At 41.2% G+C, this 15,316-nt stretch carries 14 protein-coding genes, 1 pseudogene and 1 riboswitch; of the genes and pseudogenes, 8 read left to right on the top strand and 7 right to left on the bottom strand.

Annotated elements, in window-relative coordinates; translation table 11 throughout:
• The 4 genes and pseudogenes from AAV98_RS06160 to AAV98_RS06145 form a co-directional block, all read right to left on the bottom strand.
• Positions 1-228, bottom strand: a pseudogene (locus AAV98_RS06160) (hypothetical protein); the annotation flags it as partial.
• 271 nt (positions 229-499) lie between these two features.
• A complete protein-coding gene (locus AAV98_RS06155) occupies positions 500-1,699 on the bottom strand; it encodes an MDR family MFS transporter (RefSeq protein ID WP_060664693.1) in 1,200 nt (399 codons plus the stop codon).
• A gap of 381 nt (positions 1,700-2,080) precedes the next feature.
• Positions 2,081-2,245, bottom strand: a complete 165-nt coding sequence (locus AAV98_RS06150; protein WP_060664691.1) for a hypothetical protein — start codon at positions 2,243-2,245, stop codon at positions 2,081-2,083.
• Between the two features lie 14 nt (positions 2,246-2,259).
• Positions 2,260-2,523 carry a YtzC family protein gene (locus AAV98_RS06145; RefSeq protein WP_010195299.1) on the bottom strand — a complete coding sequence of 88 codons (264 nt, stop codon included), beginning with the start codon at positions 2,521-2,523 and terminating at the stop codon, positions 2,260-2,262.
• A gap of 156 nt (positions 2,524-2,679) precedes the next feature.
• Between AAV98_RS06145 and AAV98_RS06140 the strand changes: the two genes are divergently transcribed.
• Positions 2,680-3,648: a TIGR01212 family radical SAM protein gene (locus AAV98_RS06140; RefSeq protein ID WP_060664690.1), complete on the top strand. Its 969-nt coding sequence runs from the start codon at positions 2,680-2,682 to the stop codon at positions 3,646-3,648.
• Positions 3,645-4,217, top strand: coding sequence for a class I SAM-dependent methyltransferase (locus tag AAV98_RS06135; RefSeq protein WP_060664689.1), 573 nt, complete (start codon positions 3,645-3,647; stop codon positions 4,215-4,217). The genes AAV98_RS06140 and AAV98_RS06135 overlap by 4 nt, the downstream gene beginning before the upstream one ends.
• A gap of 100 nt (positions 4,218-4,317) precedes the next feature.
• Here AAV98_RS06135 and AAV98_RS06130 read toward each other — a convergent pair whose 3' ends face one another.
• On the bottom strand, positions 4,318-5,388 hold the full coding sequence (locus AAV98_RS06130) for a tetraprenyl-beta-curcumene synthase family protein (protein WP_060664688.1): 1,071 nt from the start codon (positions 5,386-5,388) through the stop codon (positions 4,318-4,320).
• Positions 5,389-5,390: 2 nt separating this feature from the next.
• Positions 5,391-6,182: an alpha/beta hydrolase gene (locus AAV98_RS06125; protein WP_060664687.1), complete on the bottom strand. Its 792-nt coding sequence runs from the start codon at positions 6,180-6,182 to the stop codon at positions 5,391-5,393.
• A gap of 82 nt (positions 6,183-6,264) precedes the next feature.
• Between AAV98_RS06125 and AAV98_RS06120 the strand changes: the two genes are divergently transcribed.
• From AAV98_RS06120 to abc-f, 5 genes are all read left to right on the top strand, one after another.
• Positions 6,265-6,783 carry a gamma carbonic anhydrase gene (locus AAV98_RS06120; protein ID WP_060664686.1) on the top strand — a complete coding sequence of 173 codons (519 nt, stop codon included), beginning with the start codon at positions 6,265-6,267 and terminating at the stop codon, positions 6,781-6,783.
• 330 nt (positions 6,784-7,113) lie between these two features.
• Positions 7,114-7,656, top strand: a complete 543-nt coding sequence (locus AAV98_RS06115; RefSeq protein WP_060664685.1) for a phosphatase PAP2 family protein — start codon at positions 7,114-7,116, stop codon at positions 7,654-7,656.
• Positions 7,657-7,673: 17 nt separating this feature from the next.
• On the top strand, positions 7,674-8,816 hold the full coding sequence (locus AAV98_RS06110) for a glycosyltransferase family 4 protein (RefSeq protein ID WP_060664684.1): 1,143 nt from the start codon (positions 7,674-7,676) through the stop codon (positions 8,814-8,816).
• Positions 8,817-8,938: 122 nt separating this feature from the next.
• Complete coding sequence (locus AAV98_RS20805; protein ID WP_269433440.1) at positions 8,939-9,070, top strand: RAxF-45 family protein; 132 nt, start codon at positions 8,939-8,941, stop codon at positions 9,068-9,070.
• A gap of 131 nt (positions 9,071-9,201) precedes the next feature.
• Entirely contained in the window at positions 9,202-11,097 is a 1,896-nt protein-coding gene (gene abc-f / locus AAV98_RS06105; RefSeq protein ID WP_060664683.1) for a ribosomal protection-like ABC-F family protein, read from the top strand.
• 74 nt (positions 11,098-11,171) lie between these two features.
• Here the strand turns inward: abc-f and metK are convergent, their stop codons facing one another.
• Positions 11,172-12,371 carry a methionine adenosyltransferase gene (metK, locus tag AAV98_RS06100; RefSeq protein ID WP_060664682.1) on the bottom strand — a complete coding sequence of 400 codons (1,200 nt, stop codon included), beginning with the start codon at positions 12,369-12,371 and terminating at the stop codon, positions 11,172-11,174.
• 177 nt (positions 12,372-12,548) lie between these two features.
• Positions 12,549-12,715, bottom strand: a riboswitch (SAM riboswitch).
• A gap of 402 nt (positions 12,716-13,117) precedes the next feature.
• On the opposite strand from metK, the gene pckA reads away from it, so the two are divergent.
• Complete coding sequence (gene pckA, locus AAV98_RS06090; protein WP_060664692.1) at positions 13,118-14,704, top strand: phosphoenolpyruvate carboxykinase (ATP); 1,587 nt, start codon at positions 13,118-13,120, stop codon at positions 14,702-14,704.
• Positions 14,705-15,316 lie beyond the last annotated feature (612 nt).

The raw sequence follows: 15,316 nt of genomic DNA, 5'->3' as shown, positions 1-15,316 counted from the left end.
TGTTGTGTCAGCTCCTTCATTGAAGACTTCGTTAGCTTCTTTATCCATTGAGAACATAGTTATTGATAACTCGAACCTCGTAGGTTCAATGAAAGCTGAAAAATCCAATAAATCTATATCATTTGAGAAGTTGTATGCAACGATATTTTTGAGATTACTCACTAACATATCAGATTGTTTTTCAAGGTTGGTTTTAATAGAACCAATATAATTATCAATAGTAAACATAAAAAAACCTCCACAAAAATTTTGAAGTTAAGCGGTAAAATTTTGATTGGTCACATTAAAGATGTAATCATCATGTCCTTTAAATTCTTTACAGACCCTTTAAATCCCTCTTTTATGATAGATCCTTTTATCACACGAAAATAGCGTATCAAAAAGAAGAGGATGTCCCAAAAGCTATACTTTTGGGACATCCTCTTTTGAGAAAATGAAGTAATTTCTGTCTTTTATCAACACGGTTTATCGTAGTGAGTAATCCGTAGTTCACTCTTAGCTAGGAAGCACTTTTTGAAAGCTCTTGAACACTTGTTGTACTTACCTTTAATTTCTTATCGTAGATGGATGTCGTAAAAATGGCCACCAACATGAAGGACATTAATACGCCAAAAAGCATTTCCATGCCCGATAAATCTACCAAAACTCCTCCCATCAGTGGGCCAAGCATTCTTCCACCCGTTGCTGTCGAGTTGACGATCCCTTGATAGAAACCTTCCCGGCCTTTTGGTGCAAGCTGGTTCGCGACAGTAGGTACTGCTGGCCAAACAAACATTTCCCCAATGGTAATAATTATCATCGCTACTACAAATGCCATGTATTGGTCCGCTACCCCTACAACGGCAAACGATATAATGAAAATAATCAATCCGACGTTAATTTGTGTTTTTAGTGTTTTCGTGTATCTTTTCACGATCCAAGAAATGATGGGTTGTGCCAACACAATCATTGCCCCGTTAATGGTCCATAAAACACTATATTGCTTTAGCGATATTCCAAGCGATTGTGTGTGTGTTGCGATAGTCGTTTGCCACTGTACATAGCCCATCCAGCAGAGAAGATAACCGATACATACCGTTAATAGAGCGTAAAGTTTCGTATGATCTTTAATTTTTCGCTTTTGATCTAACACGGAAGTTTGAGTTGTCGGGTTTGCCTGTATATTTCGATATCCAAATAGGGCAATAAAGAAGAAGATTGCGTATGTGACGGTATTAGCAAGGAATATGTAGTCAAAACGAATATCCGCTACTAGACCACCCAATGCCGCTCCTATTGCCACTCCAAGGTTTTGCGATACATACATAGCATTAAATGCTTTGCGACCTCCTTCTTTCCAGACAGAACCTGCCATTGCATACATTGACGGAAATACAATACCTAAACCAAATCCTATTATGGTCAGGTAGATGATATAAAAAGTCCACGAATGATCAATGGTCATCCCTATTAACGCGGTGATGGTGATGGAAATTCCCAACAGTATGGAACGAAATCCACCTATTTTATCAAAAAGGATACCTCCGATCAGGTTTCCAACGACACTGGCCCCTGCATTCACCATTAGGACAAGTCCGGCCACAGACAGGGATTTTCCAAGAATGTCATGGATGTATATGGTATTTAACGGCCATAAAAAAGAAGCCCCAGTTACGTTAATTGCCATTCCAATAACTAATAACCAAAGGGCTCTGGGCATTTTCAACATTTCCACATGCCCTCCTTCAACCAAATTATTTCTATTCATTATTTCGAAATCCAAAATAATTGTAATCCGTTTTGAAGGCAGTTGCAATATAAAAAACTCGAAGCGTGAAAGTGTATGTATTCTGATTTTTGGGACATGACGGAGGGGAATGGGGACTTGGGAAATGACAGTGTGATTTTTGAATGGGATTGTGACATTTGCAGAGGTTATTATGACTTTTGAAAGGGTTATTGTGACTTTTTCAAGAGTTATTGTAACTTTTTTAAAAGTTATTGTGACTTTTTCAAAAGTCATTGTAACTTTTGCTCATTTCTCACTAGTATGCCATTCCCTCTCATACTCCATATAAAAAAGCAGCGCCAAGGCTGCTTCCTATTCATTCTCACTATGATTTTTAGTTCTTACCGGTTGCGCTTTTTTCAAATTCTTTTGCTTTACTTCCCTCACCGGATTATACTCTGCACCCATTTCGACTGCAGTATTTTCGGCATTTCTTGTTTTTTGTTCCGGATTATTTTGCTTAGAGCGTTTTTTCATTGATGGTAGCCCCCTTAATGTCTCAACAAAGTCATTTCATTTTGCAGGTTTTGCAGCTGAAGACGCATGCGGTTTAATTGTTCGCGTTGCTGTGCGTTACAGCTCTGGGAAAGGTGCATTAAGTCGTTATACGTTGCCTCAATCTGCTCTTGAGCGCTCGTAAACTCTGTATCATTGTAGTGTTCTAATTGTTTTGCTTCCGTGTACTGTGCGTGTGCATTGCGCAGTGCATCTTCACATTGTTGTATAAATTGTTCAACAGATTCTCTTGTTGCCATGGTTCCATTCACCCCACATTTTTTCTGTGTACTCCGCTTTATTTTGCTCATTTTTCGTAAGTCCATGCTATAAAAATGAACGGGATTGAAGCAGAAGCAATTTACATGCTAAAATGGTTTGTTAGCAATATTGGAGAAAAAAGAGGAGGAGTACGGATGAATAACACAAATGCGCAAAATCCGTTTCCATATTCCGTTGAAGATAAACGATATCACACTTGGAATTATCATTTACGTAACCATTTTGGGCACAAAGTATTTAAAGTCGCGTTAGATGGCGGCTTCGATTGTCCAAATCGGGACGGTACAGTTGCACATGGCGGCTGTACATTTTGCAGTGCCGCCGGATCTGGTGACTTTGCCGGAAACCGTGCTGATGACCTGATTACACAATTCAATGAAATTAAAAATAAAATGCATCACAAATGGAAAGACGGCAAATACATGGCTTATTTTCAAGCTTTCACCAATACCCATGCACCTGTTGAAGTTCTCAGGGAAAAATACGAGAAAGTGCTAAAACAAGAAGGTGTAGTCGGACTTTCCATCGGTACACGTCCAGATTGCTTGCCAGATGATGTGGTGGAATATTTGGCAGAATTGAATGAACGCACGTATTTATGGGTGGAGCTTGGACTGCAGACTGTTCATGAGCGTACAGCGTTGTTGATCAACCGTGCGCATGACTTCCAAACGTATGTAGATGGAGTCAATAAGCTTCGTAAACACGGTATTCGCGTATGCTCTCATATCATTGACGGTCTGCCGCTTGAAGATAACAAAATGATGATGGAGACTGCCGAGGCCGTGGCAAAGTTAGACGTTCAGGGTATCAAGATCCACTTGCTGCATCTTCTGAAAGGCACTCCGATGGTGAAGCAATATGAAAAAGGGATGCTTGAATTTCTGTCTTTTGAAGATTACATCCAGCTTGTTTGCGATCAGCTTGAGATCTTACCTCCTGAGATGATTGTCCACCGCATTACAGGAGACGGCCCTATTGATATTATGATTGGTCCCATGTGGAGTGTGGACAAGTGGTCTGTATTGAATGCTATAGATGCAGAGTTGAAAAGACGAGATAGTTGGCAGGGGAAATATTATAAAAGTGGTGATAGAGGATGAAATTGGAACGAGTATTGCCATATAGCAAAAAGATCATGAAACTCGCTTTATCTGAAGGGGATATAGCTGTGGACTGTACGGTTGGAAACGGTCATGACACCCTTTTCCTTTCAGAGCTTGTAGGGGAAAATGGCCACGTTTTTGGCTTTGATATACAGGATGAAGCTCTTTCTAACACGAAAACGTTGCTAGCAGAGCATGGGTTGGATTCACGAATCACCCTTTTTGCAGACAGTCATGCCGAAGTGTTGAATCGCATTCCTTTGGAAAAACAGCGAAAAATTAAGGGAGCCATTTTCAACCTTGGCTATCTTCCTGGTGGCGACAAAGACATTGTCACAGTTCCAGAAAGTACGATACAAGCTGTTGACAGCCTATTATCTGTGATGGAAAAAGAGGCGGTGATCGTCCTTGTCATCTACCATGGACATCCAGAAGGACAAGTCGAACGAGACGCCCTTCTCGACTATGTCACCAACCTGAACCAAAAAAAAGCCCACGTCCTTCAATACCGATTCATGAACCAAATCAACAACCCTCCATTCATCATCGCAATCGAAAAAAAATAAAGGAACCAGCAGAGATGCCGGTTCCTTTATTGCATTAACGTATTGAGGGTCAGACCCCTCTTCCACTCTCTAAATCACTAAAGCTTTCTCTCTCCACGCGTTACGCTCCACGCCAGCTTTGAAATTTTCGGTAAGCCCGGCCGTTCATGTAGAAGAAGTAGGCGGTGCCGCCACTTGCTTTGATGATGCTTTTGGCCATGGAGGAAATATCTTTGCATTCGTGGACTTTGCGGTCTGAAAGATAGACTCCCAGCAGGCCGCGGTTTATTAGACGGTGGAACTTTTCAAATGGCAATCCAGCTGTATAGGCATCTGCCTGTTCCATAAAATGCTGTAGTCTGTCCAACAATACAGACTCGCTCTCATAATAGGTACAGAAGTTGAGATCCCCACCATCAATATCCTCTTCCTGATCAATGAAATAATCTAACAGAATATGTAGCCCTTGAATATAAGGGAAATAGCCACCAACTATTTGATCGGCATGTTGCGAGGTGAAGGATTCGCGATATGCTTGGGAAACCAAACAGAATATCCCAAGAGTGGATCCTGTACAAGCAGAGAATTCATACCATTCCATGGGAGGTAGCTCCTCTTTGTAAAAAGAGAACCATTCTTCCAGCCTTGGCACCCGTTCTTCCTCAATTACATGCTTATGTACCTGCAAATCACAATAATAGCCTGCAAGCCTAACTAGATGCGGAGCTATTAATTCATAGTTACGATGAGACCTAAGCACTTCCTGACAGGTCGTCACCAAACTTGCGAGATACCCTCCATCATCCTGTTCACCCCGAAATCGGTAATACTCTTTCAAAGGTTCTCCGACCGTCAAAGCATCAGGCATGGACTCATGCAGTGCCGCAAAGTCTTTAGGATCCAACGATGTGCTTCTGTCGCACAAGTTATCCAAATAGTCACTGATGGTCTGATAGGCAACTATAAACTTCACCGCATGACGAAAATCAGTACCAGCGAGTAAAGACAGGATTCCGCCCCCTTCACAATGGAAAGCTTTCGTCTCAATACTTGCCAACGCCTGCTTTCGAAGCTCCTCATCTGGAATAACAGAAGCCCTCTTTTTCCAAAACTCCAGCTCCTCATATACAACAGGAAACACATCACGATACACTCTTTTCATCAAAGAAAAAGGATGGGTGGGTACCTTCAAGTTCAGTCACTTCCTTCTAATTGTAAGTCCACAAAAGCTTTTGCATAACGGAAAACACGAGCGCGCTCTGGTTCATTGAAAATTTCATGGTAAAGTCCTTCCCACTCCTTATATATTTTCTCTTTGGCAGAAAGGGAATTAAACCATGTTTCTGATGCAAATTTATCAACAATCAAGTCATCTCCTGCCTGCAAAAGCAAAACAGGAACATCCGGAAATTTTTCAATGCCGGTAAAAGCCTGATTCATCGATTGAACAAGTTCACGATACCATCTAACAGATACTTTCGTTATATAAAGCTCATCTCCTGCAGCAGTTATTCGCATTTCTTCATTTCTTGTCGCTTTGTCTATCGTGAGACCCGTTTTGAACTTTGTTTTCGGCAAAATAAAGTTAAGCCCTTTGGATAGGACGTCGAGCCCTTTCGTTGGATGATGCAACAGTTTCAAACATGGGGAAGATAAGATAACACCGTCGACCATCAACGGTTTCTTTTCTTGAAGTGTACGGATAACTGCAAGTCCTCCCATACTATGTCCAATAACAAAAACAGGCGGTTTTAAAAGGTATGCTTCTTTAATCCATTTTTCCACTTCTTCTATATATTCATCAAAATTGTCAATATGCCCTCTTCTTCGTGTGGAAAGACCTTGCCCAGGCAAATCCCCCATGATGACATTATACCCGTTTGTTTTCCACTGATCTAACAGCCACGTGTATCTTCCGTGATGCTCCTGAGCTCCGTGGACAATGACAATGGTACCTTTCGGAGTTTCAGCCTCCCATTTCCACATTTCAAACACTCCCTTAAAAAATTTAAAATTCTTTCTGATATAATAAAATAAAATAATCATCTCTTACAAGCTGGAGGAACATATGTATAAAATATACCCATATCTAAATAAAGTACCACAAATTGATGAAACAGCCTATCTGGCAGACTTCTCCGTGATTACCGGTGATGTGACCATCGGAAAAGAAAGCAGCATTTGGTTTCACACTGTTATTCGTGGAGATGTTGCTCCCACCATTATTGGAAACAGAGTAAATATTCAAGACCAATCTCTTTTACATCAAAGTCCTAACAAGCCTTTGATAATAGAAGATGATGTCACAGTTGGACATCAATGTACACTACATAGCGCATTTGTTCGCAAAAACGCCTTAATTGGCATGGGTTCTATTATTTTAGACGGTGCTGAAATTGGAGAAGGTTCCTTCATCGGTGCCGGCAGCCTTGTACCACCTGGAAAACGCATTCCGCCAAACTCACTGGCATTTGGCCGCCCCGCCAAAGTCATCCGCGAACTAACAGAAGAAGATAAACTAGACATGGCCCGCATACGAAGAGAATACGTCGAAAAAGGCCAATTCTACAAATCCGTACAGAACTGATAATTAATCTATTGGATGAAGGTATACACATGTTAATCGCAGTGGAAGGCGCGAAGACTCCTGTGGGAGGAAGGGACTGGTGAGACCCCGCAACAAAGTGAGGAGGCTCACGGACCGCCCACTGGAAAGCGAAGCGCCTGGAACGGAGATTAACCGTAAATGCAATACTCCACACACCACCCAACTCCAGGGTGGTATTTTTATTCTAAAATTTCTGTAAATATTATAACATCCAATTCTAACCTTTTCTTTACATAGTCTTATAACTTCCTAAATATTCACCCTCTAAAATATAAAATAAGAATAAAACCTAGCTAAAAAGGAGTCCTAATGATGGTCAAATTACTAGCAAACTTTTACGAATTTGAATGCAATTTGTTTCGCAGTGTGAATCGTCATTTTGACAGGAAGTACGTGAATTTCTTTTTTCGCAACATTACTCATGTTGGCGGAGCCACTTTTTCCATTTGCACCCTCTTACTTTTCATTATCTTCAGCAATCATTCCCTAAAACATACAGCTATTGCAGCGGGGCTTTCATTGGCGCTAAGTCACATACCTGTAACCATTGCAAAAAAACTATATCCAAGACGCCGTCCATACCTTGCGCTTGATAAAATTAAAGTGGCCACTAATCCGCTTAAAGATCACTCTTTTCCATCTGGTCATACTACTGCCATTTTCTCAAGTATTATTCCTTTTGTCCTATTTCTTCCTACACTGGGAATTCTTTTAATTCCTCTTGCATTATGTGTAGGCATTTCAAGAGTTTATCTTGGACTTCACTACCCTTCTGATGTTGCAGTTGGAATGATACTCGGCAGCAGCACAGGATTATTTTCCTTTTTACTAATCATTCCCCTATTTTCTTAATAAGAAGGAGGCTCACTATGAAAATTGCCATTTTTACAGACACTTTTGCACCAGATGTCAATGGTGTAGCAAAGACGTTAAAACGATTGACTAATTACTTGGACAACAAAGGATTGGAATACCGAGTATTTGCACCAGAAAGTACGAACAAAGACCTTTTTTCCAGCCAAGTCCACCGCTTTGCAAGTCTTCCATTCTTCTTATATCCCGAATGCCGACTTGCATTACCGAATATGCTGTCCGTGAAGGCTGAGCTAATAAAATTTAAACCAGACCTTATTCACGTAGCAACCCCATTTAATATCGGCCTTTGCGGGATTCACTACGCAAAAAAACTGGACATTCCAGTTGTCGGTTCTTATCATACTGACTTTGACAAATACCTCGAATACTACGACCTTCAATTCCTGACAAAAGTGCTTTGGAGCTATATGCGTTGGTTTCATCGTCCATTACGCAAGATTTTTGTTCCATCCACTGACACCCAGAATCACCTCAAGAATCATGGATTCACCAATACTGCTATCTGGCCTAGAGGGGTTGACTGCTCAGTATTCCATCCACGTACATCCTCTCAACTCATAAAAACCAAATTTAATATAAAAGAAAAATATATCCTTTCCTACGTTGGCAGACTTGCCCCTGAAAAAGATGTGGCGTTACTTCCAAACATTCAATCTTCCCTTCCGGAGACTGTTCGTCATGATGTGCACTGGCTTATAGTAGGAGACGGGCCGTTAAAACAAGAATTACAAGATAATGCCCCCACCAATATGACTTTTGCAGGCTTTCAGTCTGGACAAAACCTGGCAGAGATTTATGCTGGTTCAGATGTCTTCGTCTTTCCCTCTGCAACCGAGACCTTTGGGAATGTCGTCTTAGAGTCCTTGGCATCGGGGACACCTGTAGTTGGTGCTAACGCTGGAGGTGTCCAGACAATCATTAAACAAGGAGTAACAGGGCATCTATGCAATCAAAATGATGCTATTTCTTTTGCTGCTGCCATCACTAATCTTATAGAAGAAGAAGAAAAACGAGTACAAATGGGTTATTCCGGCCGCCACTATGCTTTACAACAATCATGGGACTCTGTTTTCGAAAGACTCCTACACGATTACCAAAGTGCGTTAACTCCACAAAAACTTCAAATACTTGCATAAGAAAAGGAGGCCACCTCGCCTCCTTTTTCTTTTAAAACGATGAAATTATTAAAAGATTTGCAACTTTAAAATGGAATATTATATAATATAACTATCTTACTTGTTCGGAAGGAGGGAAAAAGATGTTACTATCTGTAAATGCTCGCACACAATACATGGCATACTTGCATATTTGTCGTGCAATTTTTCATGATTCAGCTATCAACGGGACACGTTTGTCCTTTTTTAGACAGCTGAATAGAAAAGACAGGTAGTAAGAGATCTTTTGCCCTACACTTACCAGATGCATCGTGTACTTTGCGTCTAAATAAAAACCATGGGAAAGAAGGCTTCTTCTTACCCATGGTTTTTTTGTGCGTTTAAATTCTGAAGGAGTGAACAAAACATGATGATATGTACATTAAATAATATAAGTAAAAGCTTTGCTGGCACGCTGATTTTTGATAATGTTTCCATGGAAATCCAGGCAAACGACCGGATTGGACTTGTTGGTAGAAATGGAAGCGGAAAGACAACAATTTTCCAATTGATCAGTGGACTAGAAGCTCCTGATAAAGGAGCGATTCATATAAAAAAAGGCGCTAAAATCGGATACCTCGCTCAAATCCCCTCCTACCCTGATGGGACAACAGGAGAAGATGTCTTACTTTCCGCATTCCAGGAAACGGTGGAACTGCAACATAAGTTAAGATATTTAGAGAACCAAATGTCAAAGGTTGCGGAAGAGAACGAGTTAAACAAGATTATGCAGGAATACGGTGTACTGCAAGAACGCTTTGGTTTTATGGGAGGGTACGAAATGGATGCCTCCATACAGCGGATTGCAAACGGTCTAAATATCACTACCTTACTTTCTCAGCCATTCTCAAGCTTGAGTGGCGGGGAGCAAACAAAAATATGTTTAGGATTTATCCTGTTACAAAACCCTGATGTATTATTGCTTGATGAGCCCACCAACCATCTTGATATTTTTTCAGTAGAATGGCTAGAGCAATATTTAAGGGATTATGATGGTACAGTTGTCGCTATTTCACATGACCGCTATTTTCTCGATGAAATAGCAACGAAAATTATTGATTTAGAAGATGGGGAGATTCACACATACCACACTAACTACAGTGATTTCCTTAAAGAGAAAGAAGAACGATTGCTGTTGGAATTCTCGGCGTATCAAGAACAACAGAAAAAAATTAAGAAAATGAAAGAAGCGATCAAACGCTTAAAAGAATGGGCGAATCAAAGCAATCCACCTAACTCTGCCATGCACCGCCGTGCAAAAAGCATGGAGAAAGCATTGAATAGAATGGAAAAATTAAAACGTCCTATCCTAGAGCGGAAGGCAATGGACCTTCAATTCGATGCCACAGATCGTAGTGGAAAAGACGTGGTAATAATGGAAGGTATATGCAAATCATTTGATACAAAAAATCTTTTTCAAAACATAGATCTTGCAGTTTATGTTAGAGAACGTGCTGCAATTGTAGGTCAAAATGGTACAGGGAAATCTACCCTTCTAAAATTACTTCTTGGGGAACTAGAGGCTGATAGCGGAGTAGTGAAGCTTGGCAGTAATGTAAAAGCAGGATATCTTTCTCAACACATCAAGGCCAGTAATCCAAGCCAGACATTAATTGAAGCTTTCCGTGAAGAAATATCTATCACACTCGAACAAGCAAGACATGTGCTAGCTAAATTCTTGTTTTATGGCCCGTCTGTATTCAAAAAAGTAGAGAATTTAAGCGGCGGTGAAAAAATGCGCCTCCGTTTGGCACAGCTTATGCACCAGGACATCAATTTGCTGATATTAGATGAACCGACAAATCACCTCGATATAGATTCCCGCGAGGTGCTAGAAGAAGCATTGGAGGAGTTTGACGGTACCATCCTCGCCGTTTCCCATGATCGCTACTTTCTAAATAAATATTTCGAAAAAACATGCTGGTTAGAGAATGGGATGCTCGTAACATATGAAGGGAATTATCAGTATGCCCGGGGAAAGCGCGAGGAATTAGAGAGGAAAAAAGAAGCAAACCTTCCTAAGGTTGTCGAGATTGAGAAAGAGAAAGAGAAAAAGAGCAAGCATTCCGCTCCGAACTCTTCAAGTATTGGTTTTGAAGAAGTGGAAAAAAAATTAGAGGATCTAGAAACAAGAATGGATGAATTGGAAACTCTAATGCACAAGGAAGAGGACTTGCTGACACTTCAAAGGCTACAAGAAGAACTCATTCTTTTAGAATCAGAAAGAGATTCATTATATTTAACACTAGAAGAAATCCTTTAAAACTAAAAACCGCCCAAGAATTGAGCTCATAGAGCCTCCTTCCCGGGCGGTTTTTCTTATTAACGTATATTATATTAAGCGTTCGCTTGCTCTTTCAAAGCGTCAGCCTTATCTGTTTGCTCCCAAGGAAGATCCAGATCATTACGTCCGAAGTGGCCGTAAGCAGCAGTTTGCTTGTAGATAGGACGACGAAGGTCTAGCATTTTGATGATTCCTGCTGGACGTAGGTCGAAGTTGTTGCGAACCAATTCCACTAATTTCTCTTCAGAAACTTTACCAGTTCCGAAAGTATCAACTGCGATAGATACTGGTTGAGCAACACCAATCGCATAAGCCAATTGAACTTCACACTTGTCAGCAAGTCCACTTGCTACGATGTTTTTAGCCACATAACGTGCAGCATAAGCACCAGAGCGGTCTACTTTCGTTGCATCCTTACCGGAGAATGCTCCACCACCATGGCGAGCGTATCCACCGTAAGTGTCAACGATGATCTTACGTCCAGTAAGACCTGCATCCCCTTGTGGTCCACCAATTACGAAACGGCCAGTTGGGTTGATGAAGTATTTTGTGTTCTCGTCAATCAATTCAGCAGGTACTACTGGCTTGATTACGTATTCTTTAATATTTCGTTGGATACGCTCTAAGGAAACCTCAGGGTGGTGCTGAGTAGAGATAACGATCGTATCAATACGAACTGGTTGGTCGTTCTCATCATATTCTACTGTCACTTGCGTTTTACCGTCTGGACGTAAGTAAGGAAGAACTTCATCTTTTCTTACTTCTGTTAAACGGCGAGAAAGCTTGTGCGCCAGTGAAATTGGTAATGGCATTAATTCATTTGTTTCATTACAAGCAAATCCAAACATTAGACCTTGGTCGCCAGCTCCAATTGCTTCGATTTCTGCATCAGACATTTGACCTTCACGAGCTTCTAGAGCTTGGTCAACACCCATTGCGATGTCAGCAGACTGCTCATCAATAGAAGTAAGTACTGCACAAGTTTCCGCGTCAAAACCGTATTTTGCACGAGTATAACCAATGCCTTGAATGGTTTCACGAACAATTTTCGGGATGTCAACATACGTGGAAGTAGTGATTTCACCAGCAACCAATACCAATCCAGTAGTGACGGAAGTTTCACACGCTACACGTGCATTTGGATCATTTGTAAGAATCGCATCTAGGATTGAATCAGAAATTTGGTCACAAATTTTATCCGGATGCCCTTCCGTTACGGACTCAGAAGTAAATAAACGACGTTGTTTAGTCATTAAAAAAAGTTCCTCCTTTTTACTTATGAAAAGCGTTTGACTTCTCTTCATGTACAGCAGTTATATTTGATACGGATCTCAGTTCCTATTGTGATGTTCTATGTTATCTTGTGTAAAAATAGAAAAAACCTTCCCACAAAATTGAGGAAAGGTTTGATGTCGAGAATTAGCCTTTCACTCTTATCGGTCAAGGTCAAAGCCTTGCTCAGGTTTAGCACCTTTTCTCAAGCGACCAAAAACTTGGCCTAATACAAAACAGCGGCGTGCTTTTTTGCGCTCGCTCATCCTTTGAGCAGGTTGCTGGGTTTCATAGGGCCTGTCCCTCCACCAGCTCGGAATAAGAGTATCCGTTCAAGGTTCTATATTAGCGTACTAAAACCTTTCATGTCAACAAAAAAGAGAAATAATTCGACATCAATTTACAGGAAATAATTACTTCCTTATAATATAAATCTTCTCTAATGAAAATCTCTTTATCATTTCCTTTTACTTCTGGAAAGCAGGGTTTATAATGAGATAGGACATTTGGTGAAAATTTTAGTGGACAGGCATAAAATGATAACGCTTTCATCTTATTAATTGTATGCTTTTCCAATAGGATAAGCCTCTTTTTCACAAAATGTTAACGAATTCATATTAATTTTCATAAAATAAGCTAATTAGTATGGACTATTAAGTTAAATGTGTTATACTTTTTAACAGATGAGAAAAAAGAAAATTATATAATTGAAGGAGAGTTATCCATGATGAAAACGGTTGGAATTGATAATGGGTTAACAAAATTAATATACGGAAGCAACACACATGTTCAACTGTCTGTTCCTCAATTGGTAGAAAAAATATTAAACCGTAACGAAGGCTGCCTAACTTCAACTGGTGCAGTACTCGCAACTACTGGTAAATACACGGGTCGCTCCCCTAAAGATAAATTTATTGTAGAAGAAGAAATCAGCAGAGATAAAATTGACTGGGGTACCGTCAACCGTCCTATCTCTGAAGATGTATTTGATCGCTTGTATAACAAAGTTCTCACATACTTAGAAAATAAAGATGAAGTGTTCGTGTTTAAAGGATTCGCAGGTGCTGATGAGAAATATCAACTACCAATCCAAGTAATCAACGAATTCGCTTGGCACAACCTTTTCGCACAACAGTTATTTATTAAGCCGAATGAAGAGCAACTGGCCAAACATGAAACCGCATTCAGCATTGTTTCTGCTCCGAACTTTAAAGCCGATCCAGCAGTCGATGGCACAAATTCTGAAGCATTCATCATAATCTCTTTCAGCAAACGAATTGTTCTGATTGGTGGGACAGAGTATGCAGGGGAAATGAAAAAGTCCATTTTCTCTGTAATGAATTACCTGCTACCAGAAAACGGAATTATGCCAATGCACTGCTCTGCGAACGTAGGACGTGAAGGCGATGTAGCATTGTTCTTCGGACTATCCGGTACCGGTAAAACAACACTATCGGCAGACCCTAACCGCAAACTTATCGGTGATGATGAGCACGGCTGGTCAAACACTGGTGTATTTAACATTGAAGGAGGATGCTACGCAAAATGCATCGGCCTGACTCGCGAAAAAGAACCACAAATCTTTGATGCTATCCGTTTTGGTTCGGTTCTTGAAAATGTGGTCATTGACGGCCAATCCAGAATTGCTGACTATGAGAACTCCACTTTAACTGAAAATACACGTGCAGCTTATTCACTGGATGCAATGGAAAATATCGTTCAACCTAGCATTGCTGGTCATCCAAATACGATCGTCTTTTTAACAGCGGATGCAACAGGCGTATTGCCTCCAATCTCTAAGCTCTCTAAAGAACAGGCTATGTTCCATTTCCTAAGTGGTTACACAAGCAAACTAGCAGGGACAGAGCGCGGAATCACATCACCACAAGCTACTTTCTCGACATGCTTTGGTTCACCGTTCTTGCCACTTCCTGCAACCACTTATGCAGAAATGCTAGGCAAAAAAATCGATGAGCATGATGTGCAAGTTTACCTTGTGAACACAGGTTGGACTGGCGGAGAGTACGGAGTTGGAAGTCGCATGAAGCTTTCTTACACAAGAGCAATGGTTCAGGCGGCACTAGAAGGCGACCTGACTAATGTAGAAGTGGAAAGAGATCCATACTTTGGCGTTTCCATCCCAGTACATGTTCCTGGTGTACCTGACGAAGTATTACAACCAAAGAAAACATGGCATAGTGACGAGAAATACGATCATTTTGCACGTGAGCTTGCTGGCAAGTTCAAAATGAATTTCAAGAAGTTTGAAAATGTACCTGCGGAAGTTCTTGAGTTGGGCGGACCTACGGTATAATCGGGAAAATATTTGAGGTCAACTAAGGCTGTTAGAGCCTTGGTTGGCTTTTTTGGTTTCTTGGGATTGGTGGACGCTTAAAAGATCCCTCTACAACTGTTTTTCTTTTTAGATTTGCGTTTGGGGCGGAGAGAACCTCTCTCTCCTACCGTTTTCCCTTTTCACATTGCTTTTCGGGCGGTGAGAACCTTTCTCTACTACCGTTTTCACCTTTCACATTGTGTTTCGGGCGGTGAGAACCTCTCTCTCCTACCGTTTTCCCTTTTCGCATTGCGTTTCGGGCGGTGAGAACCCCTCTCTCCTACCATTTTCCCTCCCCACATTGTGTTTCGGGCGGAGAGAACCTCTCTCTCCTACCGTTTTCCCTTTTCACATTGCTTTTCGGGTGGTGAGAACCCCTCTCTCCTACCATTTCCCCCCAACGCATTGTGTTTCGGGCGGTGAGAGCCCCTCTCTCCTACCGTTTTCCCTTCCCACATTGCGTTTCGGGGCGGTGAGAACCCCTCTCTCCTACCATTTCCCCTCCCCACATTGCGTTTCGGGCGGTGAGAACCCCTCTCTCCTACCATTTCCCTCCCCACATTGCGTTTCGGGCAGTGAGAACCTCTCTTT

The organism is Bacillus sp. CHD6a, assembly GCF_001293645.1.
Lineage (GTDB): Bacteria > Bacillota > Bacilli > Bacillales > Bacillaceae_I > Sutcliffiella_A.
This window is presented reverse-complemented; position numbering and strand designations above follow the sequence as displayed.

Excerpts from the sequence above, each read along its gene's own strand:
- AAV98_RS06155 (WP_060664693.1), bottom strand. The coding sequence starts at position 1,699 with ATGCCCAGAGCCCTTTGGTTATTAGTTATTGGAATGGCAATTAACGTA.
- pckA (WP_060664692.1), top strand. The coding sequence starts at position 13,118 with ATGAAAACGGTTGGAATTGATAATGGGTTAACAAAATTAATATACGGA.
- AAV98_RS06120 (WP_060664686.1), top strand. The coding sequence starts at position 6,265 with ATGTATAAAATATACCCATATCTAAATAAAGTACCACAAATTGATGAA.
- metK (WP_060664682.1), bottom strand. The coding sequence starts at position 12,371 with ATGACTAAACAACGTCGTTTATTTACTTCTGAGTCCGTAACGGAAGGG.
- AAV98_RS06145 (WP_010195299.1), bottom strand. The coding sequence starts at position 2,523 with ATGGCAACAAGAGAATCTGTTGAACAATTTATACAACAATGTGAAGAT.
- AAV98_RS06150 (WP_060664691.1), bottom strand. The coding sequence starts at position 2,245 with ATGAAAAAACGCTCTAAGCAAAATAATCCGGAACAAAAAACAAGAAAT.
- AAV98_RS06125 (WP_060664687.1), bottom strand. The coding sequence starts at position 6,182 with ATGTGGAAATGGGAGGCTGAAACTCCGAAAGGTACCATTGTCATTGTC.
- abc-f (WP_060664683.1), top strand. The coding sequence starts at position 9,202 with ATGATGATATGTACATTAAATAATATAAGTAAAAGCTTTGCTGGCACG.
- AAV98_RS20805 (WP_269433440.1), top strand. The coding sequence starts at position 8,939 with ATGTTACTATCTGTAAATGCTCGCACACAATACATGGCATACTTGCAT.
- AAV98_RS06115 (WP_060664685.1), top strand. The coding sequence starts at position 7,114 with ATGATGGTCAAATTACTAGCAAACTTTTACGAATTTGAATGCAATTTG.
- AAV98_RS06135 (WP_060664689.1), top strand. The coding sequence starts at position 3,645 with ATGAAATTGGAACGAGTATTGCCATATAGCAAAAAGATCATGAAACTC.
- AAV98_RS06110 (WP_060664684.1), top strand. The coding sequence starts at position 7,674 with ATGAAAATTGCCATTTTTACAGACACTTTTGCACCAGATGTCAATGGT.
- AAV98_RS06140 (WP_060664690.1), top strand. The coding sequence starts at position 2,680 with ATGAATAACACAAATGCGCAAAATCCGTTTCCATATTCCGTTGAAGAT.